The organism is Spirosoma montaniterrae (genome assembly GCF_001988955.1).
GTDB classification, from domain to species: domain Bacteria; phylum Bacteroidota; class Bacteroidia; order Cytophagales; family Spirosomataceae; genus Spirosoma; species Spirosoma montaniterrae.
Genome location: NZ_CP014263.1, coordinates 4,392,852 through 4,416,816 on the forward strand (window position 1 = coordinate 4,392,852; position 23,965 = coordinate 4,416,816).

At 51.9% G+C, this 23,965-nt stretch carries 17 protein-coding genes and 1 tRNA gene; 16 read left to right on the forward strand and 2 right to left on the reverse strand.

The features are described 5' to 3' along the window. Positions 1 to 51: 51 nt before the first annotated feature. From AWR27_RS18915 to AWR27_RS18930, 4 genes are all read left to right on the forward strand, one after another. A complete protein-coding gene (locus AWR27_RS18915) occupies positions 52 to 5,535 on the forward strand; it encodes an alpha-2-macroglobulin family protein (RefSeq protein WP_077132635.1) in 5,484 nt (1,827 codons plus the stop codon). 127 nt (positions 5,536 to 5,662) lie between these two features. Continuing rightward, positions 5,663 to 6,862: a sll1863 family stress response protein gene (locus AWR27_RS18920; RefSeq protein ID WP_077132636.1), complete on the forward strand. Its 1,200-nt coding sequence runs from the start codon at positions 5,663 to 5,665 to the stop codon at positions 6,860 to 6,862. 143 nt (positions 6,863 to 7,005) lie between these two features. After that, the gene (locus AWR27_RS18925; protein WP_077134082.1) at positions 7,006 to 7,518 is read left to right on the forward strand and encodes a gamma carbonic anhydrase family protein; all 513 of its coding nucleotides are present in this window, start codon (positions 7,006 to 7,008) and stop codon (positions 7,516 to 7,518) included. Further along, positions 7,515 to 8,120, forward strand: coding sequence for a HupE/UreJ family protein (locus AWR27_RS18930; protein ID WP_077132637.1), 606 nt, complete (start codon positions 7,515 to 7,517; stop codon positions 8,118 to 8,120). The genes AWR27_RS18925 and AWR27_RS18930 overlap by 4 nt, the downstream gene beginning before the upstream one ends. Here the strand turns inward: AWR27_RS18930 and AWR27_RS18935 are convergent. Next, complete coding sequence (locus AWR27_RS18935) at positions 8,117 to 8,968, reverse strand: hypothetical protein (RefSeq protein ID WP_077132638.1); 852 nt, start codon at positions 8,966 to 8,968, stop codon at positions 8,117 to 8,119. The genes AWR27_RS18930 and AWR27_RS18935 overlap by 4 nt on opposite strands. After that, on the reverse strand, positions 8,968 to 10,293 hold the full coding sequence (locus tag AWR27_RS18940) for an MBOAT family O-acyltransferase (RefSeq protein ID WP_232325873.1): 1,326 nt from the start codon (positions 10,291 to 10,293) through the stop codon (positions 8,968 to 8,970). Before AWR27_RS18940 ends, AWR27_RS18935 begins: the two co-directional genes overlap by 1 nt. A 332-nt stretch (positions 10,294 to 10,625) precedes the next feature. On the opposite strand from AWR27_RS18940, the gene AWR27_RS18945 reads away from it, so the two are divergent. The 12 genes from AWR27_RS18945 (at position 10,626) to obgE (ending at position 23,928) form a co-directional block, all read left to right on the forward strand. Beyond that, positions 10,626 to 13,031, forward strand: a complete 2,406-nt coding sequence (locus AWR27_RS18945; RefSeq protein ID WP_077132640.1) for a M1 family metallopeptidase — start codon at positions 10,626 to 10,628, stop codon at positions 13,029 to 13,031. Between the two features lie 22 nt (positions 13,032 to 13,053). Then, positions 13,054 to 15,471: a M1 family metallopeptidase gene (locus AWR27_RS18950; protein WP_077132641.1), complete on the forward strand. Its 2,418-nt coding sequence runs from the start codon at positions 13,054 to 13,056 to the stop codon at positions 15,469 to 15,471. 92 nt (positions 15,472 to 15,563) lie between these two features. After that, positions 15,564 to 15,637: transfer RNA gene (locus AWR27_RS18955), tRNA-Pro, on the forward strand. Positions 15,638 to 16,161: 524 nt separating this feature from the next. Continuing rightward, on the forward strand, positions 16,162 to 16,995 hold the full coding sequence (locus AWR27_RS18960; RefSeq protein ID WP_077132642.1) for a MotA/TolQ/ExbB proton channel family protein: 834 nt from the start codon (positions 16,162 to 16,164) through the stop codon (positions 16,993 to 16,995). Positions 16,996 to 17,074: 79 nt separating this feature from the next. Beyond that, positions 17,075 to 17,701, forward strand: a complete 627-nt coding sequence (locus tag AWR27_RS18965; protein ID WP_077132643.1) for an ExbD/TolR family protein — start codon at positions 17,075 to 17,077, stop codon at positions 17,699 to 17,701. Positions 17,702 to 17,721: 20 nt separating this feature from the next. Continuing rightward, on the forward strand, positions 17,722 to 18,258 hold the full coding sequence (locus AWR27_RS18970; RefSeq protein ID WP_077132644.1) for an ExbD/TolR family protein: 537 nt from the start codon (positions 17,722 to 17,724) through the stop codon (positions 18,256 to 18,258). Between the two features lie 4 nt (positions 18,259 to 18,262). Then, positions 18,263 to 19,087: an energy transducer TonB gene (locus tag AWR27_RS18975; protein ID WP_077132645.1), complete on the forward strand. Its 825-nt coding sequence runs from the start codon at positions 18,263 to 18,265 to the stop codon at positions 19,085 to 19,087. A 6-nt stretch (positions 19,088 to 19,093) separates the two neighbouring features. Beyond that, positions 19,094 to 19,315, forward strand: a complete 222-nt coding sequence (locus tag AWR27_RS18980; protein ID WP_077132646.1) for a hypothetical protein — start codon at positions 19,094 to 19,096, stop codon at positions 19,313 to 19,315. Next, complete coding sequence (locus tag AWR27_RS18985; protein ID WP_077132647.1) at positions 19,308 to 20,237, forward strand: PstS family phosphate ABC transporter substrate-binding protein; 930 nt, start codon at positions 19,308 to 19,310, stop codon at positions 20,235 to 20,237. Before AWR27_RS18980 ends, AWR27_RS18985 begins: the two co-directional genes overlap by 8 nt. An 87-nt stretch (positions 20,238 to 20,324) precedes the next feature. Beyond that, on the forward strand, positions 20,325 to 22,112 hold the full coding sequence (locus tag AWR27_RS18990) for a tetratricopeptide repeat protein (protein ID WP_077132648.1): 1,788 nt from the start codon (positions 20,325 to 20,327) through the stop codon (positions 22,110 to 22,112). A gap of 176 nt (positions 22,113 to 22,288) precedes the next feature. Beyond that, positions 22,289 to 22,882: an adenylate kinase gene (locus AWR27_RS18995; RefSeq protein ID WP_077132649.1), complete on the forward strand. Its 594-nt coding sequence runs from the start codon at positions 22,289 to 22,291 to the stop codon at positions 22,880 to 22,882. 38 nt (positions 22,883 to 22,920) lie between these two features. Continuing rightward, positions 22,921 to 23,928 carry a GTPase ObgE gene (gene obgE / locus AWR27_RS19000; protein ID WP_077132650.1) on the forward strand — a complete coding sequence of 336 codons (1,008 nt, stop codon included), beginning with the start codon at positions 22,921 to 22,923 and terminating at the stop codon, positions 23,926 to 23,928. Positions 23,929 to 23,965 lie beyond the last annotated feature (37 nt).

Here is a 23,965-nt window from a genome sequence, read left to right on the forward strand (position 1 = left end):
ATCTTTGAGTGGGTTTTTTCGTTAGCATTCGGCCCTAATTTCCTACCTATCATGACACGGCGCAGGCTCCTTCACTCCCTCCTTTTCATACCGCTTGTTTTTTTGCTCGCCCATTGCTCCCGGCTGTCGTTCAACGAAGTAAACGTTGTTGGCCGCAACTTCGGTGATGAGGTGCAACAGACGCAGAATCTGACCTTTACATTTAACAAAAACGTTGGACCCGACGAAAAAAACGGCGCACTCGGTGAGTGGGATTCGACTCAGTACGTGCGCTTTAAGCCGGCTGTGCGCGGCAAATTCCGGTGGACGGCCCCCAACGAACTGGTATTCTCGCCCACCGTGGCCTTCGACCCTGCCACCGACTACCGCGCCGAACTGACCGCCGATTTACTGAAACGCGCTCCAGACAAAGATCTGAAAGTATCGGGCGAGGAAATCGACTTTCACACGCCTTATCTCCAACTGACCGGTACTGAAACGTGGTGGGCCAAATCGCGCGAGACGGGGCAACCGGTTGCGAAAGCAAAGCTGAACTTCAACTACCCCGTCAGCGCGGGCGAGGTATCGGGCAAGCTGACAGTAGCAACGGACGAAAAGCCGATTACGGTGCAGTTAGCCCCCGCCGATGGCCCCACGAGCGTGGCCCTGACGCTACTGAATGCGCCCGCTGAAAAGAACGAGCAGCCGCTGACCATGAAGCTCGGCAAGGGGTTGACCGTACCGAAAACGGCTTACGTCAGCAAAGAGGCTATTGAAGAAACCTCCACGCTGCCATCGCGGACGTCGGTAGAGGTGGTGGACGTGCAGACGCGCTTTGAGAACAACACAGGCGTGGTGCGGGTCATCACAACGCAGGAATTGCAGGCAGGGAAGCTGAGCCAGTATTACACCATTCAACCGGAGGTCGAGACGTCGGCGGAACTGACCGAAAATGGCTTCGTCATTCGTGGTAATTTTAATGAAACCGACACCTACGTACTGACCCTGACCGATCAAATTCGCGGTACGCTCGGCACCAAACTGAGCGAGTCGATTACGCGCGATTTATTTTTTGGAAAGATGCCCGCAAGCATCCAGTTTGCGAACAAAAAGGCACTGTATTTATCGTCGAAAGGTGCGCGAAATGTGGGACTGAGCATTGTCAATGTGCCGAAAGTACAGGTTAGAATCGCCAAACTGTATGAAAATAACCTGCTCAATTACTTCCGCTCGAACCGCTACGAACAATATTCAGAAGGTCAGGATGGTATATGGGCACCCAACGGCACGTTCAACTACAACGACGACGAGTCGGGCGACCTGAGCGACGTACTGGTAAACAAGACCGTTGAAACCATTGATTTGCCAAAAGTACGGGGCGTTTCGGCCCTGAACGTATCGTTGCCCGATCAGGACAATAACTTCCGGGGCGTGTATCTGGTATCGGTTGGCTCAAAAGATGAAGCCTATCTGTCGGCCACGCAGTTGGTATCGGTGTCGGACATTGGTCTGGTAGCCCGGCAAACCAACGACGAGGTACTGGTATGGGCCAACTCTATCCGCACTGCCGAACCGCTGCAAAATGTTGAACTGACGCTTGTTAGCTCAAACAACCAATCGGTGTATACGCTCAAAACCGATGGCAGCGGCTTTGCCCGGTTTGAGAAAGTAGGCGAGAAAGCACCCGGTTTTAAAATCGCGCTTATTACGGCCCGCACCGACGGCCCCACGCAAAATGCTGATTTCAATTTTCTGTTTTTACCCGATACGCAGGTCGAAACGTCGCGGTTTGCCGTTGAAGGCAAGCGCGATAACACGTCGGGTTTCGATGCGTTCGTATATGGCGACCGTGATATTTACCGGCCCGGCGAAACCATTCATTTCAACACCGTTATTCGGTCGCAAAGCTGGCAAAGCGTGGGCGAGGTGCCGGTGCTGATTCGGCTCCTGGCCCCCAACGGGCGTGAGGTGCGAGCCTTCCGCAAAACCACCAACAGTCAGGGCGCGATTTCGACCGACGTACCGCTCGACCCGGCAGCCGTAACGGGCACGTACACCATCGAAGTACTGAATGCCAACAACATACAGCTCACAACGGAGTCGGTCAGCGTTGAAGAGTTTATTCCCGACCGCATCAAAGTCGACGTACTAACCGACCGAACAACGTATAAAGCAGGCCAAACCATTACGCTCTCGACCACGGCCACCAATCTCTTCGGTCCGCCTGCTGCCGACCGTTCGTATGAAATGGAGCTGCAACTCAAACGCAAAACCTTCGCCCCGAAAGACTTTGCCGAATACAACTTCGCCATGTCGGAAATGGGCGCATCGGCAGTGGCGTTTCCCAAAGAGGTTCGGCAGGGACGCACCAACGCCAACGGGCAGGCCACCGAGCGGTTCGTTATCCCGGCCACCTATCAGGATATTGGCATTCTGGAAGGCAAGCTATTTGTGTCGGTCTTCGACGAAAACGGACGACCCGTTAACCGGCTCCGGCGATTCGACGTGCAAACGCAGGATGTATTTTTTGGCGTTCGCCTACCCGATTATTACGTAACAACCAACGCGCCCGTAGCCGCTGAAGTGGTTGCGGTCGATGCGTCGGGAACGCTGCGCCCGTCGGCTACTGCAACGGTGGAAGTTGTTCGCTATGATTATCAGACGGTTATCGAAAAAAAGGAGAACGATCAAATCAAGTACACAACCAAACAGCGCGAGAAAGTAGTCTATACCAATACGCTGACGTTCAAAGGTGGCAAAGCGTCGTTCCGGTATGTACCGACGGTATCGGGTGAGTACGAAATCAGAATTCGTCGGGCTGGCGAATCGGCCACAGGCTACGCCACTACCGGTTTTTACGCTTACGGCTGGGGCAGCACGTCGGCTTCATCGTTTGAGGTAAGCCAGGAAGGGCAGGTATTGATGACGCTCGATAAAGAGACGTATGAGACCGGCGACCGGGCCAGAATTCTGTTTAAAGCACCCTTCGATGGCAAGTTGCTCGTAACCATCGAGCGCAACCGTGTTTTAGAGCATAAATGGCTCACAACCAGCAATAAATCGGCAGAGTTTAGTTTTTCGGTCGGGTCTGACCATTTGCCAAATGTGTATGTCACCGCTACACTCATCCGGGCGATGGATGCAACCAACTTACCGCTGACGGTGGCGCATGGATTTGCTCCGGTGCCGGTGCAGGACAAGGACTCAAAGTTGGCCGTAGCCATTACGGCGGCTACGCAGTCACGGTCGAAAACGAAGCAAACGATTCGGGTGAAAACTGCCCGAAACGCGCAAGTCACGGTGGCAGTGGTCGATGAGGGTATTCTGCAACTCAAGAATTTCAAAACGCCCGATCCGCACGGCTTTTTTTACCAGAAACGGGCGTTGGAAGTGAACAGCCACGACCTCTACGCGCTGTTGTACCCTGAATTGTCGCTCCAGTCGCAGTCGAGCGTAGGGGGCGATGGTTACGACCTCGAACGGCGCGTAAATCCACTCAGCAACGGGCGGGTGCGGCTCGTGGCTCTCTGGAGCGGCATTCTCGACACCGGCTTGGATGGTGAAGCTGAATTCACGGTCGACGTGCCGCAGTTTTCGGGCGATTTGCGCGTGATGGCTGTCGCATATAAAGACAACGCTTTCGGATCGGCCAACAGCAACATGAAAGTGGCCGACCCAATTGTGATCAGCGCGGGCGTACCACGTTTTCTCTCGCCCGGCGACCAACTCGATTTACCTGTCAACCTGAGTAACACAACCAAAAAAGCGGCTACCGTTACGGCCCGGCTGAGCCTCACGGGGCCGCTGGCAATCGACAGCCTGAGTTCGCAGCAGTTAAACATTCCGGCAGGACGCGAAGCGCGGGCTACGTTCCGGCTATCGGCCAAACAGGCAATTGGGCCGGGGGGTATCACGTTCACAGTGAATGGGTTAGGCGAAACGTTCACCGAAAAAATCGACGTAACGGTACGTCCGGCGGCTTCATTGCAAAAAACGACGCTTTCGGGCGCGGTGGCGGGCGGCAAAACGCAAACGCTGAACGTAACGGGCGGCTTCCTGCCCGGCACTGCACGGGCCAGCATGACGCTGAGTCGTTCGCCGGTGGCGCAGTATGGCCGGGAGTTATCGTTTCTGCTTGGTTATCCGCACGGTTGTATCGAACAGACCATTTCACGAGCGTTTCCACAACTATATTTTGCTGATTTAACGAAACAGATAGGCGCGTCGAACACCTATTTTGTGCGGAACGGCGACAGCGACCTGAACCCGGCCACCAACGTGCGGCAGGCCATTCAGACTGTCGAAGGGCTGCAAACGGCCAGGGGGGGCTTCTCGATGTGGCCGGGCATGGTGGGTTTGGCGGTTGATCCGTGGGCATCGGCCTACGCGCTCCATTTCCTGACCGAGGCCCAGGAAGCGGGCTACGAAGTACGGGGGTCGGTGCTGAGTTCGGCTATTGACTACCTGACAACGTATACCAACAACCCGGCCACCGAATCCGTAGCGCAGTTTGACGAAGCGGGTGGGCGAACGGTGCGGAACGTAGCCAGCCGCACCAGCATTTATGCCCTCTACGCGCTGGCGACTGCGGGCAAACCCAACCGCCCGATCATGAACTATTACAAACAAAACGCTCAGACACTGACCACCGACAGCCGGTATTTGCTGGCCGCTGCGTTTTTCCGGCTGGGCGATACCCGCAGCTACACGGCCCTGCTACCCAAACGCTATACCGACAACACCACAGCCCGCGAAACGGGTGGCAGCTATGCCTCTCCGCTGCGTAATCTTGCGCTTACCCTCGATGCGCTCGTAGAAACCGACCGTAGCAACCTTCAAATTCCGACGCTGGCACGCCAACTGTCGGGAGCGTTGCGGCAAAATACGTACCTGAACACGCAGGAAGCAGCCTTTGCCTTTCTGGCTCTCGGTAAATTAGCCCGTCAAAACGCCGGAACTACGACTACGGCCACGCTTTCGGCAGGCGGCAAATCGCTCGGCAGTATGACCGATGCCTTTCTCAATGTGAAACGGCTTCTAACAAACCAGCCACTTCTGTTGAGTGCAAAAGGATCGGGCAACGTGTATTATTTCGTACAAAGTGAAGGTGTGCCACAAGCAGGGCAAATTGCCGAAGAAGACAACGGTTTACGCGTCCGGCGGCAATACCTCGACCGCAACGGCCAACCCATCAGCGAGGTTCGTCAGAATGATTTAGTAGTGGTGAAGGTTACGGTAGCCAGCACCAACGGCCTGAATATCGATAACGTAGTAGTAACAGATTTGCTGCCCGCCGGACTCGAAGTCGAAAACCCGCGCCTGACAGAACAGCGCGATATGGACTGGCTAAAAGGCGCAGCTACCCCCGACCATTTCGACCTGCGCGACGACCGAATCAATTTCTACACGTCGGCCACGGGTGCGGAGAAGGTGTTTTATTATCAGGCGCGGGCCGTATCAAAAGGTCGTTTTGTACTTGGCCCGGTATCTGCCGATGCCATGTACAACGGCGAGTACCGCAGTTATCACGGAGCTGGGGTGGTAGTAGTGAGGTGAATAAACTCCACAATATACGTAGAGTAAATGCCCAACATTCCAGGCGTTTTGCTGGTTAATAAGCTGTAAGACGAGGTGGTACGCTTTTTGAACCATATTGTTTATTCTTACTCAACTACAAAACGTTATGAAACGCAGAACTTGGACCGTAGCCGCCCTGTTGGCCGCCACGATGGGGCTTTCTTCCTGTGCCACTGTTGAAGGCTGGCTCTATGGTGATAACCAGGCCAGTCGGCGCGAGATAGTCGCCACGAATAGCCGCGATTCGCGCAGCCGCACTACCGACAATGAGTATGACCGGCGCGATAGTCGCAATAACGACCGTTCTGACCGCAGCGACGAACCCGGTCTGTTCAGTAGTAATCGGGAGCGGAATAACGACCGCGACAACGAAAGAGGCCAGGCTGGTCGTCGTAGCAGCGATGACCGGATGAGTCAGAGCAGAAATTCGGCGTACAATAACCGATACAATACCGGCAACGATTACGATAGTGACCGCCCAAGCCGGATGTCGGGCAGCAGTTCGTATAACAATCGCTACAGAGATGATCGCGATACGCGTATGAACGACGACCGGGAGCGGTATGCGTCTAACGACCGTTTCGACAGCCGTAGCCGTAATTCATCTGATGAGCGTCCATCAAATCGCTATGACGACCGGGACTCATATAACGATAGTCGCAATAACGACCGGGACCGGAATAATGACCGTAACAACCGCGATGACGACCGCGACCGGATGGACAGCCGCGACCGCAATCGCGATGACCGGAACAATGACCGCTACGACGACCGTCGCAGTTCGTATGATGACCGCGACCGCAACCGCGATGACCGTAGGGGCTTGAGTGATCTCGTCAATCGAGATGATAACCGCGATGATCGGAACCGCATGGACGACCGGGATAACGACGACCGCGACAAGCGTGATAACCGCAGTCAACTGCGCGACGACCGCGACAGCCGGGATGATCGCTCAGACCGAATGGATAACCGCAGCGACCGTCGGAACAACCGCGACGCCGACGAGTTTGACAACGACCGCCGTGATTTGGCCGACCGTGTTTCGGAGCAAATAGACAAGGTTGACGAGCGGCTGGACGAAGCGAAGGCTGACGTGAAAGACGAAAGCCGCAAAGCCAAAAAAGAACGCGAAGACCGCATCAGAGATCTTGAAGACAAACGCCGTCAATTAATAGACTCGTACTACAGAGTACAACGCTCTACCGGCAATGACTTCAAAAAAGTAAAGCGCGACACCAACCGCATGGTTGACGACGTGGAAGACGCACTGGAAAAATTAGTCGACAAGGTCGATAAGAAGTGATAAGCAGTACATGGCGCGAGCGTTTGATCGTGCCTTTTATGTAGCCAGCATTCGCTGGCATGACCGGGTAAATACTCGATACATAAAAGGCACAAGCAAACGCTCGCGCCAGTTTGAGCCGTTCGGGCTGTTATCTTTGCGGCATGGCATTGATAAAACCGGTTCGGGGCATTGCACCCCAGTTTGGCGAAAATTGCTGGTTCGCCGAAAACGCGACCATTGTGGGCGAAGTAACGTTTGGACGAGACTGCACCGTCTGGTTCAACGCTGTAGTGCGGGGCGATGTCAACAGCATTACGATTGGCGACCGCACCAACATTCAGGATGGGGCCGTAATTCATTGCACCTACCAGCGGTATAAAACTACTATTGGCAGCTTCGTATCTATTGCACACAATGCTGTAGTTCACGGCTGTACGCTTGCCGATAACGTATTGATTGGTATGGGAGCCATTGTGATGGACGGGGCAGTGGTAGGTGCAGGGAGCATTATTGCCGCCGGAGCCATTGTTACACAAAACACCATTGTGCCACCCGGTTCTATCTATGCAGGTAATCCGGCCCGGTTTCTGAAGGCAGTGTCGCCAGAACAGGCTGAAATCTTCGCCCGCACGGCCAATAACTACGTCATGTACGCCGACTGGTTCAAAGAATGAACGATTTTCTAATTTATCTCCGCTTAGGTTTCGACCACATCACCGACCCCAGTGGCTACGACCATATCCTGTTCGTAGTAGCACTTTGCACGGTTTATACGCTCCGCCAATGGCGCCAGGTGCTTATTCTGGTTACGGCCTTTACGGTTGGGCACTCCATTACGCTGGCGTTGGCAACACTTCAGCTTGTTCGTTATGACACAGCCGTTATCGAACTGCTGATACCGATCACTATCCTGATTACGGCCATTACCAATTTCTTTTTTAAAGAACAGAAATCGCGCTCACTGAGCAAGCCGAAGCCATTTAATCAGGCATGGCGATATGGGCTGGCTTTGGTATTCGGGCTAATTCACGGCTTGGGTTTTTCTAACTATCTGCGCAGTTTACTGGGTCGTGAAGCCAGCATTTTGCAGCCGCTACTGGCATTCAACATCGGCCTTGAACTGGGTCAGTTACTTATTGTTGGGCTTGTACTGGGTATTGCCTACGTAACAATTGAGGTATTACGTCGCAGCCGGCTCCGCTGGACGCTCATTGTGTCGGGCATTGTGGCAGGCATGGCTTTGTCGCTCATTATTAACAACGAATTGTTGAATTAAAGCTTCTGGCAAAGCTGTTGGTACAAATACCGGGAATACCGAATACCTTCGGTTTGGGGTAGATGTACGCCGTCGGTAGTTTGATAAACAGTTACTGGATAGCGAATATACCGGTAGGCGGCTGGAGGAAACGTTTCTTCGATCACGTGTCGGATTCGGCAGGACAATGCTGCATTTCTGACGCGCGGGTCGGTTGGCATCTCAAAAAATACAACCTGCGTTCCTGCTTTCTGAAAATGGCGAATGTGTTCAGCCACCTTCGCTATTTTTTCCCGCAACTCGCCTTCCGATGGAATACGCATCATATCGTGCAGCCGCTCAGCAATCAGTTTCGAGGCAAAAGCCGTATCAATCGATTCTGCGCCCATAGCCTGTGCAGGGGGTGAATACCAGTCGCGAAACAGAGCTTTTGCCACGCCAAGCGGTTGATATTTCAGTCGCGTTAATGGCACGTATTCCCGAACTAAGGCCCAGCCCGGTTCGGTCAGATGCAGAGCGAGCGTGGTATCGGGAAGCCGATCCAGCGAGTTCATCTCTACCAGCAATAGCCGGGGGTGCTGTCTCATGTGAGCAATCAGCCCTAAGCCATCTATCGAGGCCATACCTTCCATCGACAGATTACAATAGCTGCTCTGCATCCCATCAAACAATAGCCGGTTGCTCATAGACGACCCCACAATAATAGTATCGGCCTGATGGTCAGTTTCATACGCAAACTCTTCGGCCTTAATTGTGTTGGTCTGCTGTGTGGTAAGGCCCGTTCGCCGAATGTGACTTTGGCATACATGGATAAACGTGCTGTATAACAGCAATAGCAGCACCGTTGTCAGAATGGCTTTTCGGATCATCAGAATTGAAAATAAATGAACGTTCCGGCAGAGCCACTATTGGTAATTATAAAGAACAGCAGGATGCCGCAGCCCACAAACTCCCAGGTCGATGGTTCGTAGTGGCTTTCGGACGAGCGCATCAAATAATGAACATGGTAGCCGACCACGCCCAGCGAGTAGAGCAGAATCAGGCTTAGTACCCGACTATCGTGAGGTTTGCCAACATTATTAACTATGGCCCGGCAGTAGGCGACAACGTGGTTAAAATCAGGCAGTTTGAACAGGAGCCACAACAGTGTTACATAACTAAACACGACGCTGCTGCGAATAACCTGCGTGATGCGGGTTGACTTTAACGGTATGTGCTGATCAACGAATCGTTCTAACGCCAGAGCCAGACCGTGTCCAAATCCCCATACCGCGTAACTCCAGGCCGCGCCGTGCCAGAGTCCACCCAATACCATGGTTAGCATCAGATTCAGGTATGTGCGCCAGACACCGTGCCGATTGCCTCCAAGCGGAATGTATAGGTATTCGCGCAGAAAACTCGATAATGAGATGTGCCAGCGTCGCCAGAAATCGGCAAAAGAGACAGCTACGTAAGGGAAATTGAAATTTGCAGGAAACGTATATCCAAATAAACCCGCCAGCCCTAACGCAATGAGCGAGTAACCAGCAAAATCGGCGAAAATCTGCATGGAATAGCCAAACAACAGGCCCAGCAGAGTTAGCGACGAATAGCCCTCAAAATAGGGGTACGTAATAAGCATAGTGTGGTCCTTCAGATTGTCGGCCACTACCATCTTCAGAAAATACCCTACTACCAAGGTACGAAAGCAGTTTTCCCATTGAATGTCGGCCCAGTATTTCCGGCTGATTTGGGGCAGAAAAAAATGCGCTTTCACGATAGGGCCGGAAATCAATTGCGGGAAGAATGCTTTGAAAAAAAACACCGTCTGCGCGTGTTGTGCCAGATTACGCGCTATAAGCGACCGAAACCGGGGAACGTCCCGGTTGCGGTAGGTGTCAACTACCAGACTAATCCCCTGAAACGTAAAAAACGAGATACCAACTGGCAAAGGCAGGGCTGAAAGAGTTTCACCGAGCGTGCTGTTGGCTGGCAAAAACGTTTGGCTTAGTAATGGGCCATATTTGAAAAAGCACAAAATACCCAGATTAACCACCACACCCCAGGTTGCGTGAAACAGGCGCAGGTCGGTACGCCCATACACCACAAGGTAGCTGGCAACTATATTAACCGATATAGACAGTAGTAGCAACCAGAGCAAATCGGCCTGGTTAACCATGTAAAACACCAGACTGGCAGCAATCAAGATCGGCACCTGCCAACGGTGGAGCGGAGGCAGGTAGTAAAAACAAAACGTGACGGCAACCAAAACAACAAAGCTAAAACTGGTAAAGAGCATTAGAAAACGGCGGGAGATTGGGTGTGAACAGATTATATCAGAATCAATACACGTTTGATGAACTTGTGGCGGCCAATATAGAAAAAATAAGGTAACACATAAGTAAGTTGTTCGTTAGCGGATAGTTGTAAACTGCCAACATCCTTAGCCAGTATTTACCGCTTAATTAGGTTGTCGCACAGAACGCTCCGCTCAGCTATTACTTTTTTCTTAATTTTACCCCTCTTATCAATGACTAAAAACTACGAATGCAAAAGATAATTCTGCTGATTGTGGCCCTGACTACATTAGCACAAACAGCCTCGGCGCAGTCAGGTCAGGTCCCTACCCAGAACGCCAACTCGCGCTTCGAGCAGCTCGGCTCCCTCTTGCCCACGCCCAACACCTTCCGTACTGCGTCGGGCGCACCCGGCAAAGACTATTTCCAGAACCGGGCCGACTACGACATCAAGGTTGAACTCGATGACCAGAAACAGCGCATTATTGCCTCAGAAACTATTACTTACCTCAATAACTCGACCGACGCGCTTCGGTATATCTGGCTACAGCTCGATCAGAACCTGTTCCGACCCGACGCCGATGGTAACACCGCCCGCACCAATAGCATCAATGCCGAACGGGGAGCATCGCCCGCACAACTCGACCCAGGTGCCAACCTGCGCGGCAAAAATTATGGGCATAGCATTACCTCCATACGCGATGCTGCTGGCAAGTCGCTGCCCTATCGTATCAATCAGACCATGATGCGTATCGACTTGCCCACGCCTGTTCAGCCCGGCAAGTCGGTTACGTTTTCTATTGACTGGAATTTTACTATTGTTGATGCCGATGCAACCAACGCCCGGTCGGGTTATGAGTATTTTCCGAAAGATGGTAATTACGTGTATGAGATGGCTCAGTGGTTTCCACGCTTGTGTGCCTACAATGATGTAACGGGCTGGCAGAACAAGCAATTTCTGGGACAGGGTGAGTTCACGCTCATCTTTGGCAACTACAAAGTAGCCATTACTGCCCCGAACGACCATGTTGTGGGAGCCACCGGCGAATTACAAAACCCGGCGCAGGTGCTGACGGCCACGCAGATTGCCCGCTGGAACAGTGCCAAAGGCCGGGGCAACAAACCGGGCGAAAACCCGATAGCCATTGTTACGCAGGCCGAGGCTGAAGCCGCCGAAAAAGGTAAGCCTACTGGCAAAAAAACCTGGATTTACAAGGCCAGCAACGTGCGCGACTTTGCTTTTGCCAGCAGCCGCAAATTTATCTGGGACGCCCTACAGCCAACCGTTGAAGGTAAACCCGTTTGGGCGATGTCGCTCTACCCAAAAGAAGCCAACCCGCTCTGGGGGCAATATTCGACCCGGCTCGTGGCCCACACGCTACGGTCCTACTCGCGCCGGACGTTTGCCTATCCATACCCCGTAGCCTACTCCGTACATGGCCCGGTGGGCGGCATGGAATACCCGATGATGAGTTTCAACGGTGCCCGCCCCGAACCCGATGGCACCTATTCTGTAAACACCAAAAACTTTTTGATTCAGGTAGTCATCCACGAAGTAGGCCACAATTTCTTCCCCATGATCGTTAACTCCGACGAACGACAGTGGTCGTGGATGGACGAGGGGCTGAACAGCTTTCTGGAAGGTTTGGCGTGTTTAGAATGGGACCCCAACTTTCCGGCGCGGGGTATCGAACCGCAATACATTGTGCCATATATGCAGCTCGATGCGGCTTCGCAAGTTCCCATCATGAGCAGTTCAGACAATATTCTGCCCAATACGTTTGGACCAAACGCCTACAGCAAACCGGCCACGGCGTTGAACATTCTGCGCGAGACCGTCATGGGCCGCGACCTCTTCGACTACGCCTTCAAAGAATACGCCCGCCGGTGGGCCTTCAAAAGCCCCGAACCCGCCGACTTCTTCCGCACCCTCGAAGACGCGTCGGGCGTCGATCTGGACTGGTTCTGGAAAGGCTGGTTCTACGGCACCGAAGCCGTCGATCAGGAACTGCTCGACGTCGACTGGTTTCAGCCCAGCAGCCAGAACCCCGAAGTCGCCAAAGCCGAGGCCCGCACCGCAGCCCAGCGCAGGCTCAACACCATCAGCCGCCAGCGCGATGCGGCCACCAAAGACCAGACCGTCGTCGCCCAGGACAGCACCATGACCGACTTCTACAACCGCTACGACCCCTACGCCGTGACCGAGGCCGACAAAAAACGCTATCAGGACTATCTGGCAACGCTGAGCGAGGAGGAGCGCAAGACGCTGGCGAGCAGCAGCCAGACCCACTACTACACGCTCTCGGTGAAGAACAAGGGGGGTCTGCCCATGCCGGTCATTATTCGGATGCAGTTTGAAGATGGCACGGATTCGGTGGCGCGGTTTCCGGCGGAGATCTGGCGGTTCAACGATGTGTCGGTCAAGAAGGTGATCGCCACCAGCAAGAAAGTCACCCAGTGGACGCTCGACCCCTATCGCGAAATTGCTGATATTCACCCGGAGAACAACAATTTCCCCGTCATTGCCGAACCCACACGTTTCCAGTTGTTCAAGCAGCGCGGTAATGCCGGTACGCAGACGCCTAACCCGATGCAACAGCAACGACAGAACCAACCCGCCAACCGACCCGCCGTGCAGGGCAGTGGCCGAAATTAACCAATACAACCCACAACGACGTATGAAGAATCGTTTGCTAATTGCCTGTGCTGTTTTTCTGACAGGCACCGCTGCCCTGGCACAGCCGGGTCAGGCTCCCACCCAAAACGCCAACTCGCGCTTCGAGCAGCTTGGCTCCGTCTTGCCCACGCCCAACACCTTCCGTACTGCGTCGGGCGCACCCGGCAAAGACTATTTCCAGAACCGGGCCGACTACGACATCAAGGTTGAACTCGACGATGCCCAGCAGAAAATCATTGGTTCTGAAACCGTTACGTATTATAACAACTCGACCGATGTTTTGCCGTACATCTGGCTGCAACTCGATCAGAATCTATTCGCCAAGGGTTCAACGGGCAGCGTAACGCGCACGGGTGGCGTCAATGAAAACGGTATGAGTTTTTCGCAGTTGCAGAATCTTACCTCCGTGCGGGAGCGTAGTCAGCAACAGGCGTCTGACAAGTACGGATACACCATTACTGCCGTCACGGATGGCAAAACACGCAGTCCGCTCAAGTATACAATCAACCAAACCATGATGCGGATTGACCTGCCAGCACCCCTGCGGCCCGGAGGCAGTTACTCGTTTAACATTGACTGGAACTACTTTGTGACAGAGTATTATGGTCGTTCGGGTATGGAGTTCTTCCCGACAGATGGCAACTATAATTATTTCATCGCCCACTGGTTTCCGCGCTTATGCGCCTACAACGACGTAACGGGCTGGCAGAATAAGCAATTTCTGGGACAGGGCGAATTCACGCTTATCTTCGGTAATTACAAAGCGGCCATCACTGTTCCTGCCGACTTTGTGGTTGGGGCAACCGGCGAGTGTCAGAACTACAAACAGGTCTTGAATGCTACGCAGCAAAAGCGTCTGGCGCAGGCGGCCAACTCGAAAACACCGGTTGTAATTGTTACGCAGGACGAGGCTGTTGCTGCCGAAAAAACAAAAGCGGGCGGCACTACTGCAAAAAAGACCTGGGTTTATAAAGCCGACAATGTGCGCGATTTTGCCTTTACAGCCAGCCGCAGATTTATCTGGGACGCCATGCAGACCGATGTATATGGCGATGGGCGAAAAATCTGGAGCATGTCTTTTTATTCGAAAGAAGGAAATCCGCTCTGGGGGCAATATTCGACCCGCGTTGTTGAACATACGTTGAAATCGTACGGCAATCGGACGATCAAATACCCCTACCCTGTTGCTATCTCATGCCACGCCACACCGGGTGGTGGTATGGAGTATCCGATGATTTCTTTCAACGGTGGTCGGCCCGAACCCGATGGCACCTACTCGGAGCAGGTTAAGTACGGCATGATCGGCGTAATCATCCACGAAGTGGGCCACAATTTCTTCCCCATGATCGTTAACTCCGACGAACGGCAGTGGACCTGGATGGACGAGGGGCTGAACACGTTCTGTCAGTATCTGGCCGAAAAAGAGTGGGATTACAACTATCCTACCCGACGCGGTGAGCCGCAACAGATTGTCGATTACATGAAATCTGACAAGGCGGTGCTTTCACCGATAATGACTTCGTCTGACAATGTCATCAGTCTTGGCCCGAATGCCTACGCCAAACCGGCCACGGCGTTGAACATTCTGCGCGAGACCGTCATGGGCCGCGACCTCTTCGACTACGCCTTCAAAGAATACGCCCGCCGGTGGGCCTTCAAAAGCCCCGAACCCGCCGACTTCTTCCGCACCCTCGAAGACGCGTCGGGCGTCGATCTGGACTGGTTCTGGAAAGGCTGGTTCTACGGCACCGAAGCCGTCGATCAGGAACTGCTCGACGTCGACTGGTTTCAGCCCAGCAGCCAGAACCCCGAAGTCGCCAAAGCCGAGGCCCGCACCGCAGCCCAGCGCAGGCTCAACACCATCAGCCGCCAGCGCGATGCGGCCACCAAAGACCAGACCGTCATCGCCCAGGACAGCACCATGACCGACTTCTACAACCGCTACGACCCCTACGCCGTGACCGAGGCCGACAAAAAACGCTATCAGGACTATCTGGCAACGCTGAGCGAGGAGGAGCGTAAGACGCTGGCGAGCAGCAGCCAGACCCACTACTACACGCTCTCGGTGAAGAACAAGGGGGGTCTGCCCATGCCGGTCATCATTCGGATGCAGTTTGAGGACGGCACGGATTCGGTGGCGCGGTTTCCGGCGGAGATCTGGCGGTTCAACGATGTGTCGGTCAAGAAGGTGATCGCCACCAGCAAGAAAGTCACCCAGTGGACGCTCGACCCCTATCAGGAGATTGCCGACATCGATACGGAAAACAATGCGTTCCCGCGTGTTTCGCAACCCACTCGTTTCCAGTTGTTCAAGCAGCGCAGCAACCCCTTTGCGCCACAAGGACCTAACCCGATGCAACAGCAGCGGCAGGCTACTGGCGCAACGCCACCAGCAAGGCAGGGCAGCGGACGGAATTAGCGAAAAGTGCAGAATGAAAAGTGAAAAAAGTGATTTAATCTATCTTTTTTCACTTTTCATTCTGCACTTTTCATTATGTTTGCACCCGCATTCGGGATGTAGCGCAGCCTGGTAGCGTGCTTGCATGGGGTGCAAGAGGTCGTGGGTTCGAATCCCGCCATCCCGACACAGCCGATCTGTCAATGACAGATCGGCTTTTTTATTTCTACGAGCATCCTATCCTGACCCACATGCTAAATCACTGAAAAATTCACTGGGCAAATGTGGAAATTTTGGCTCTCCCGCATCTATCAGTCAATGAAGCCTTTGGTGTGCTTAGGCTGATGAAAGTTGAACCTTAACAATAATTTTATGAGCTACACCCCACCCTAAACATCGATGAAGTTGCGAAACAAACAGGGAGACAATGATCGTAGGACGCTTGACTTACAAGGTTTTACCTGTAATGGCTGGGTATATTAAGTAACTCTACAGGGCCGGATATATCCAAGTAAATGTTGGTGGATTACTAAAAAAGAGAAATTTTTGAACGGGTCACTTGTATTGTTTTCATCGGAAAACACATAGTTTTGTGGAGGTTTGATGGGCATTTTGTCAAATTTATAGTGTCGCAAACCTGATTTGTTTAAAATTTTCACTTTTTTTACCGGGCAAACCAACTTTTACATTTAACCCTACAGTCCAGTTCCAATGAAAACACAAACTCCCTCTCCAGCACCAGCCAAAGCAGCGGCACCCAAAAAGAAGTCGGGCGGTCTGAACCCAGCACTGGTTATTCCCATCCTGCTACTGATCGGGATTCTGGTGTACATGTTCGTCTTCGGCGATGGTAGCCACTTCCAGGAAGGCGACAACACCAAAGAGCCTCTGCCCGGCGATTACTTCGGTACCGTTTACAAGGGAGGGTTCATCGTACCCATCCTGTTCACCTGCTTTCTGACGGTGCTGGTGTTCTCGATTGAGCGGTTCATCACCATCGGTCGTGCAAACGGTACGGGTTCGATTGACGATTTTGTTCGCAAAATCAAAAGCCTGCTCGACCGTAACGAAGTAGCGGCTGCTATTGCCGAGTGCGACAAGCAGAAAGGCTCGATTGGCAATGTGGTAAAAACAGCTCTGCTGAAATATCAGCAACTGGCTACCGACACGCAGTTGGACAAAGAACAGAAGTTAGCGGCTCTGCAAAAAGAGGTTGAAGAAGCTACTACGCTCGAACTGCCGATGCTGGAAAAGAACCTGACCATCATCGCAACACTGGCGTCGGTATCGACTCTTATCGCGCTGCTCGGTACGGTACTTGGTATGATCCGGGCCTTCGCAGCCATGGGTGCTACGGGCCAGCCTGACACAGCCGCTCTGTCGACGGGTATCTCAGAAGCCCTTGTAAACACGGCTTTGGGTATCGGTACGGCGGCTATCGCAACGATCATGTACTCGTACTTTACAACCCGGATCGACGTGTTGACCTACAACATTGACGAAATCGGTTTGAGTATCCAGCAGAACTTCGCGGCTCACTACTAAGCCGTACCTGTAATTCTCTGGTGTCACTAACGTCTGACCCAGCCAGAACTGGCTGGGTCGGCTGAACCAAACTTAACTTATGCCAGCAGTTAAAGTAAAACGTGCCAGTTCGGCGGTCGATATGACGGCGATGTGCGACGTGGCGTTCCTGTTGTTGACGTTCTTTATTCTGACAGCTCAATTTCGGGCGCAGGATGCCGCCACCATCGAAACCCCCTCGTCTATTTCCGGTATCAAAGTTCCCGACAAGGACATTATGACCATTGGCCTGGACAGAGACGGAAAAGTATACTTTGGTATCGATAACCAGCAATACCGTATGGCTATGCTGGACAACATCGCTACCGCAAAAGGTATCTCGTTCTCCGACAAGGAAAAGAAAGAGTTCGCGCTGATGTCGAACTTCGGTATGCCCATCAATCAGTTAAAGTCGTTCCTTAGTCTCAGCCATGAGCAGATGGGGAAAATTAAGCAGCCTGGTATCCCAACCGATTCAACGGGTGCCGCTGCATCGAACGAGCTGAAAGACTGGGTATTTAACGCACGCAAAGCCAATAATAACCTGCGGATTGCTTTAAAAGGTGACAACCTTGCTAAGTTTCCTGCATTCAAAAACGTGTTGGCTACGCTTCAGGCTCAGAACATCAACAAGTTCAACCTGATTACGGGAACAGAGGCTCCACCAGCGGGCTGGAAAGCAGACTAATATTAAAACATCCCTAAGCTATGGCAGAAATTAACACTGGCGGTGGTGGTGGTAAGCATGATGGTGGTAAGGTACGGTCAAAGAAAGCGTCAACCCGCGTCGATATGACGCCTATGGTAGACTTGGGCTTTCTCCTTATCACATTCTTCATTCTGGCTACCACCCTGAGCAAGCCATCTTCGATGACGCTCAACGTGCCAGATAAAACAAAAGAAGTTGAAACTGAGCCTATTAAGGCGTCAAACGTAATGACGGTTTTTCTGGGTAAAGACAACAAGGCGCATTATATTTTTGGCAAGGCCGCCACTGAGGATCCCGAAGTGAAAACCGTTGGCTATGGGTATGAATTTCGGCAGGCAATTCTTGAGAATACCCGCAAGGTGGGGAGCGACAAGTTTGTTGTTGTAATCAAGCCTACTAAAGAGTCGAGCTATAGAAATATGGTTGATGTTCTTGATGAAATGGCGATTACCAAAACCAAACGTTATGCGTTGGTTGACCTGCTAACGCCGGATGAGAAGACTCTTCTCAAAGACAAAGTTAAATTAGACACATAACACCATGGCAGAAAATCCAAACACCGCAACACTCGATGATATTGTGTTTGCGAACCGGAACAAGGCGTATGGTGCCTATGATCTTCGGAAAGGCTACTCCAGAACTGTTACGCGTGCCCTGATTATAGGCGGTGTAGTGTTTACACTGGGTGTACTGGCTCCGACGATTATTACCGCGTTGACGCCTGAGCCGGAAGAACAGGCAATGGTTGAAGTAGACTTAATGAAGCTTCCACCGCCACCTATCGATCCGAACGAACCACCGCCACCACCACCACCGCCGGTTGAGTTGCCGAAAGTGAACACGGTGAAGTTCTTGCCGCCCGAAGTGAAACCCGACGAGGAAGTGCCGGAAGAAACACCGCCACCAGCCGTTGAAGAACTGAAAGAGGCCGTTGCCGCTGAGAAAACGCAGGAAGGTGATCCAAACGCTGAAGAAGTAATTGCCGCCCCTGAAGCCAGTGCAGCGCCTACCAAGGTTGAGGTTGCCGTTGAAGCCGCTCCGAAAGAAGAGGAAATCTTCACCGTAGTAGAACAGCAGCCTGAATTTCCGGGTGGCATGGCTGCTTTAGGCCAGTTCTTAGGTAAAAACCTGCGGTATCCGGCAGCCGCTCAGCGGGCCAACGTATCGGGTCGGGTATTTGTAAGCTTCGTTGTTAACACCGACGGTAGTATTCAGGATGTGCAGGTACTGAAAGGGCTTGGCTTCGGAACGGATGAAGAAGCTCAGCGCGTAGTGAAAAGTATGCCGAAATGGCGTCCGGGTAAACAGTCGGGACGTCCGGTTCGGGTGAAATACAACCTGCCGATTAACTTCACGCTGGAATAATAACACATGCGCGGACAAAATCGAGGCTCGGCGCAGCTAACGCTCTATCTCGCTGCGTTAGCATCGCTGGCTTACATGGGAGGAGGCATCGCACTGATAGCCTCCTCTCAGTCTTTCGGAATGCTTCCTGAACCGGGCCTGCTACGGTACGGAATGGGCGTTCTGTTGCTGGTTTACGGAGCTTTCAGAGCCTATCGGGCCTACCAACGCTTTCAGGGTTATGATTAGAAATACGTTAGTCTCCGTTTGCCTGCTCACTGGGCTGCTCGCCTGCTCAAACGAGAAAGCATTAGACAACCCCTCGCGGGGGTCGATAGTAGTGACTGCAGATGAATCACTGCGACCGCTGGTGACTCAACTGACTTCGGCTTATTCTGGCATTTACCCTGATGCTCATTTCACGGTAGTGTTTAAACCTGAACAGGAGGCTATCAATCAAATGCTCAAAGACAGTGCCCGCATTGTTTTTGCAAGCCGACCCCTTCGTCCGAACGAACAGGCTGTATTGAATCAAAAGAAAATAAAAGGGGCTACTACCAAGATTGCCACCGATGGTGTAGCACTGATTATCAATCGGGCCAACACCGACAGTCTGATCACGATGAGTCAGTTGCAGGGCATTTTTGCCGGGCAAATCAGCCAGTGGTCGCAGCTTAAAGGTGGTAATCAGCCAGGGCCGATTACGCTTGTGTTCGACAATGACAATTCCAGTAATCTGGACTTTGTGTTGACCAAGTTTAACGTGAAAGACGTGAAAGGCTTGCGAATTTTTACGACCCGGTCGAATCGGGAAGTCATTGAGTTTGTGCGGAAAAACCCGTCGGCACTGGGTTTTATTGGTGTAAACTGGATCAGTGATGGCGACGAGCCGCTTACGGCAGAGCTATCGCGCGATTTGCGGGTTATGGGCGTATCAGACAAGCCAAATCCTGAAAAACGTGCTGATTATTATCAGCCTTTTCAGGAAGATTTAGGCATGATGCGTTATCCGCTGCGCCGTCCGGTCTATGTACTGAGTCGTGAAACGCACCCTGGTTTAGGAGGAGGTCTTGTTAATTATGTGGTTCGCGATGCGGGTTCGCTCATAATCTATAAATTAGGTTTATGGCCCACGATACCATATAATCGAGAAGTAAACCTAACTAAATAAGGAAGTTTTTATGTTTAATTGCAATTTTTTAGATTTGTAGTCTGTTTACTTATCATTAAGCATTTTCCAATTTCCAACCTGAAATACATGATGAACAATCAGAAGAAATCGCTGTTGACCATCTTGTTCGTTGGGGCCACATTGTCGGCCCCTGTAGTAGCCCAGGATGTTCCTACGGCTCTCAAGGACATTGAAGCTGCGCGATTCACCAAAGCTGGTCAATACTTAACCCAATTGGCGAGCAGTTCCCCAACCGCTGAAAATCAGTTTTATCTCGGTTACTACTATTTGCGCAGTGGTCAGCCTGATCAGGCGAAAGCAGCATTTGAAAAAGGGGCTGCTGCCGATGCCAAAAACCAGTTGAACAACGTAGGTCTGGCGGGGGTAGCCCTGATGAAAAAAGACCGTGCCACAGCTAAAACGTTGATTGACAATGCGGTGGCACAAACGAAAAGCAAGAACATAGACGTGCTGACACGGGCAGGCGAAATGTACACGCTGTCGGAGGAAACCAATGACCCCGCCAGAGCACTGGAGTTGTTGACACTTGCGGACGAAAAACACAAGAAAGACAAGAAAGGCGCGGGCAACGCTGACATCGAAATGCTCATGGGTGATGCGTACTTCCTCAAGAATGATGGCGGTAATGCAATCACCAGGTATGAAAATGCGCTGTCGCTGAACCCATCACTGGCAGAAGCCAATTACAAAATTGGACGGCTTTATCTGCGTGGTAAGAACTACCAGAAGGCTCAGGAGTTTTTCAAGTTAGCGATTCAGAATGATCCTGAATTTTCGCCAACATACTTAGCCTACGCCGATGCATTGGCTAATTCACGGGCCTACAAATCTGCCGCTACTAATTACGAACTCTATGTGCAGAAGAGCGGAACGCAAGACCCTGAAACGCTGCTCGACGTAGCTCGTTATCGCTTCCTTGCCGAAGATTATAAAGGAGCTACCGAATACCTCGACCAACTGAAAGGTAAAATAAACAACCCAATTGCCGACCGGATGTACGGCTGGGCAAACCTGGGCCTTAACAAACCGCAGGAAGCCGTAGAATCGCTCAACCGGTTTATTTCGACAGCACCCGCTAAAGTGATTTCTGACGACTATAAATACCTTGGTCGGGCCTATGGGCAACTGGGTACGCCTGAAGGTGATTCGCTTGGCATCGCTAATCTGGAAAAGGCAGCCCCACAGGACACTGTCGAAAACCTCTATCGCGAGATCGGTGAGAAGTATTACAAGATGAAGCGATACGACCGGGCAGCAGCATATTACTCAAAGGCAATTGCCAATGATAAGAAGCCGCAAAATAATGACTATTTGTGGTTAGGTCTCGCCAGTTACCAGTACGCACCACGGATAGGTCGGGACAGCACGGCAGCCCCAATGGATACGGCGCAGATTCGGCAGGCAAAGCAGATGTATTATTTGAAGTCTGATTCGGCTTTTGCCCAGATGGCGCAGAGAATCGAAGCTGATGGTAAAAAATACCCGCTGGCTTATTACTACAGGGCTGGTGCCAATTATTACGCTTATTCGAATGATAGAGCAAAAGGAGCAGAATTAGCCACTCCTTTTTATGAGAAATTCATTGAGCAGGCAACCAATCCCGACTCGACGGATAAGGCAGATTATAAGCGCTACCTCATAACATCATACAAATCATTGGCAGGTTTTGCCCTATTGAGGAAGGATGATGCGAAAGCGAAAGAGTACTTTAATAAAGTTTTGGAGCTTGATCCGAACGATGAAAGTGTGAAGAAAGCACTTGAAGAGCCAAAGCCTGTTGCTACACCTGCTACTAAACCGGCAGCAAAACCAGCCGCTAAAGCTCCGGCAAAGAAAGCTTCGGCAAGCAAATAAGCTGCTCCTATTAACTTGATAGAAAAAGCACAGGCTACATGCTCTGTGCTTTTTTCTTTGTTTCCAGTTAATAAAATACAGTAATACCCTGCATACGTGGCTATTATTTTCAAAAGTGCCAACGTAACTTTGCAGGCTAATTTTCGATTGAACGACACTACCCCACGGAAGACCGTATGCTTAACCTTGTACTGTTTGGCCCACCTGGTGCCGGTAAAGGCACACAAAGTGAGAAACTGATTCAGAAATATAACCTGGTTCACCTGTCGACTGGCGATTTGCTGCGGTCACAAATTGCGGCTGGCACGGAGTTAGGCATCCGGGCTAAGCAGCTTATGGATCAGGGGCTGCTCGTACCCGATGAAGTGGTTATTGGTATGATTGAACACAAGTTGCAGGAAAACCAATCGGCAGCCGGGTTTATTTTCGATGGTTTCCCCCGAACAGTTCCGCAGGCAGAGGCACTGGATCAGTTGTTGGCTCAACATGGTACAGACATCACTACAATGATTGCGCTGGTCGTGGAAGACGAAGAACTGATTCGACGATTGTTGAAGCGGGGCGAAACATCGGGCCGAGCCGACGACCGCGACGAAACAACAGCCCGCCGTCGGGTAAGCGTTTATAATAGTGAGACTATGCCTGTTGCTAACTACTACAGTGAGCAGGGTAAATATAAATCCATTGATGGTATTGGCGAAATCGAAGCTATTTTTGAGACGATTTGCCGGGAAATTGAGAAATCAATGGCAAAAGCCAAAGTCGATTGATGCGTTTGCATCCGCTGGCATGGCATTAACTAACTTGTATGGCTTCGTCCAACTTCATTGATTACGTCAAAATTAACTGCCGGTCAGGAGCAGGGGGAGCTGGGTCTGTCCATTTTCGTCGGGAAAAACACGTACCTAAGGGTGGCCCCGACGGGGGCGATGGTGGCCGGGGTGGTCATATCATACTGAAAGGTAATGCACAACTCTGGACGCTTCTTCATCTGAAGTATCGCAAACACGTAAAAGCCGAAAATGGCAAAGCAGGCGAAGGAGGCCGGCGTACCGGGCAGCAGGGAGCCGATGTTATTCTGGAAGTACCGCTGGGCACCATCGCCAAAAATCCAGATACTGCCGAGAAACTCGTCGAAATCACTGAAGACGGTCAGGAGGTAATTCTGTTAGCCGGTGGTCGGGGTGGTTTAGGTAATGACCACTTCAAAACGGCAACCCTTCAGGCTCCACAATACGCACAGCCGGGCGAACCAGGCCGTGAAGATTGGGTGGTTTTGGAATTAAAATTACTCGCCGACGTAGGTCTGGTTGGTTTTCCAAACGCTGGTAAATCAACGCTTTTATCGGTGGTTTCAGCGGCTCGGCCTGAAATTGCCGATTATCCGTTTACAACCCTTGTGCCTAATTTGGGAGTCGTTGCGTATCGAGACCACAAGTCATTTGTAATGGCCGACATTCCGGGCATCATTGAGGGAGCTTCGCAGGGTAAGGGTCTGGGACTTCGGTTCCTCCGGCACATTGAACGCAATTCAGTATTGCTGTTCCTTATTCCCGCAACCAGCGACGACATTCGGCAGGAATTTAATACGCTGCTGAACGAGTTGCGGGCCTATAACCCGGAGCTGATGGACAAGACGCGGTTGCTGGCTATTTCCAAGATGGATTTAGTAGACAACGACGCCTTAAAAAAAATAAAAGGCAATTTACCGAAGAATGTACCCGTTACATTTATCTCTTCGGTTAGCCAACAAGGTCTGAGTGAACTCAAAGACGCGATTTGGCAGAGCCTGACTGTACCGTCAGACCCTGTTTGATCAGTTTCCTATATGTATAAGTCGCCACTGACTTTAT

Coding starts and splice junctions, on each gene's coding strand:
- AWR27_RS18970 (WP_077132644.1), top strand. CDS start 17,722: ATGGCAGAAATTAACACTGGCGGTGGTGGTGGTAAGCATGATGGTGGT.
- AWR27_RS18925 (WP_077134082.1), top strand. CDS start 7,006: ATGGCATTGATAAAACCGGTTCGGGGCATTGCACCCCAGTTTGGCGAA.
- AWR27_RS18930 (WP_077132637.1), top strand. CDS start 7,515: ATGAACGATTTTCTAATTTATCTCCGCTTAGGTTTCGACCACATCACC.
- AWR27_RS18950 (WP_077132641.1), top strand. CDS start 13,054: ATGAAGAATCGTTTGCTAATTGCCTGTGCTGTTTTTCTGACAGGCACC.
- AWR27_RS18990 (WP_077132648.1), top strand. CDS start 20,325: ATGATGAACAATCAGAAGAAATCGCTGTTGACCATCTTGTTCGTTGGG.
- AWR27_RS18995 (WP_077132649.1), top strand. CDS start 22,289: ATGCTTAACCTTGTACTGTTTGGCCCACCTGGTGCCGGTAAAGGCACA.
- AWR27_RS18915 (WP_077132635.1), top strand. CDS start 52: ATGACACGGCGCAGGCTCCTTCACTCCCTCCTTTTCATACCGCTTGTT.
- AWR27_RS18965 (WP_077132643.1), top strand. CDS start 17,075: ATGCCAGCAGTTAAAGTAAAACGTGCCAGTTCGGCGGTCGATATGACG.
- AWR27_RS18945 (WP_077132640.1), top strand. CDS start 10,626: ATGCAAAAGATAATTCTGCTGATTGTGGCCCTGACTACATTAGCACAA.
- obgE (WP_077132650.1), top strand. CDS start 22,921: ATGGCTTCGTCCAACTTCATTGATTACGTCAAAATTAACTGCCGGTCA.
- AWR27_RS18920 (WP_077132636.1), top strand. CDS start 5,663: ATGAAACGCAGAACTTGGACCGTAGCCGCCCTGTTGGCCGCCACGATG.
- AWR27_RS18960 (WP_077132642.1), top strand. CDS start 16,162: ATGAAAACACAAACTCCCTCTCCAGCACCAGCCAAAGCAGCGGCACCC.
- AWR27_RS18985 (WP_077132647.1), top strand. CDS start 19,308: ATGATTAGAAATACGTTAGTCTCCGTTTGCCTGCTCACTGGGCTGCTC.
- AWR27_RS18975 (WP_077132645.1), top strand. CDS start 18,263: ATGGCAGAAAATCCAAACACCGCAACACTCGATGATATTGTGTTTGCG.
- AWR27_RS18935 (WP_077132638.1), bottom strand. CDS start 8,968: ATGATCCGAAAAGCCATTCTGACAACGGTGCTGCTATTGCTGTTATAC.
- AWR27_RS18980 (WP_077132646.1), top strand. CDS start 19,094: ATGCGCGGACAAAATCGAGGCTCGGCGCAGCTAACGCTCTATCTCGCT.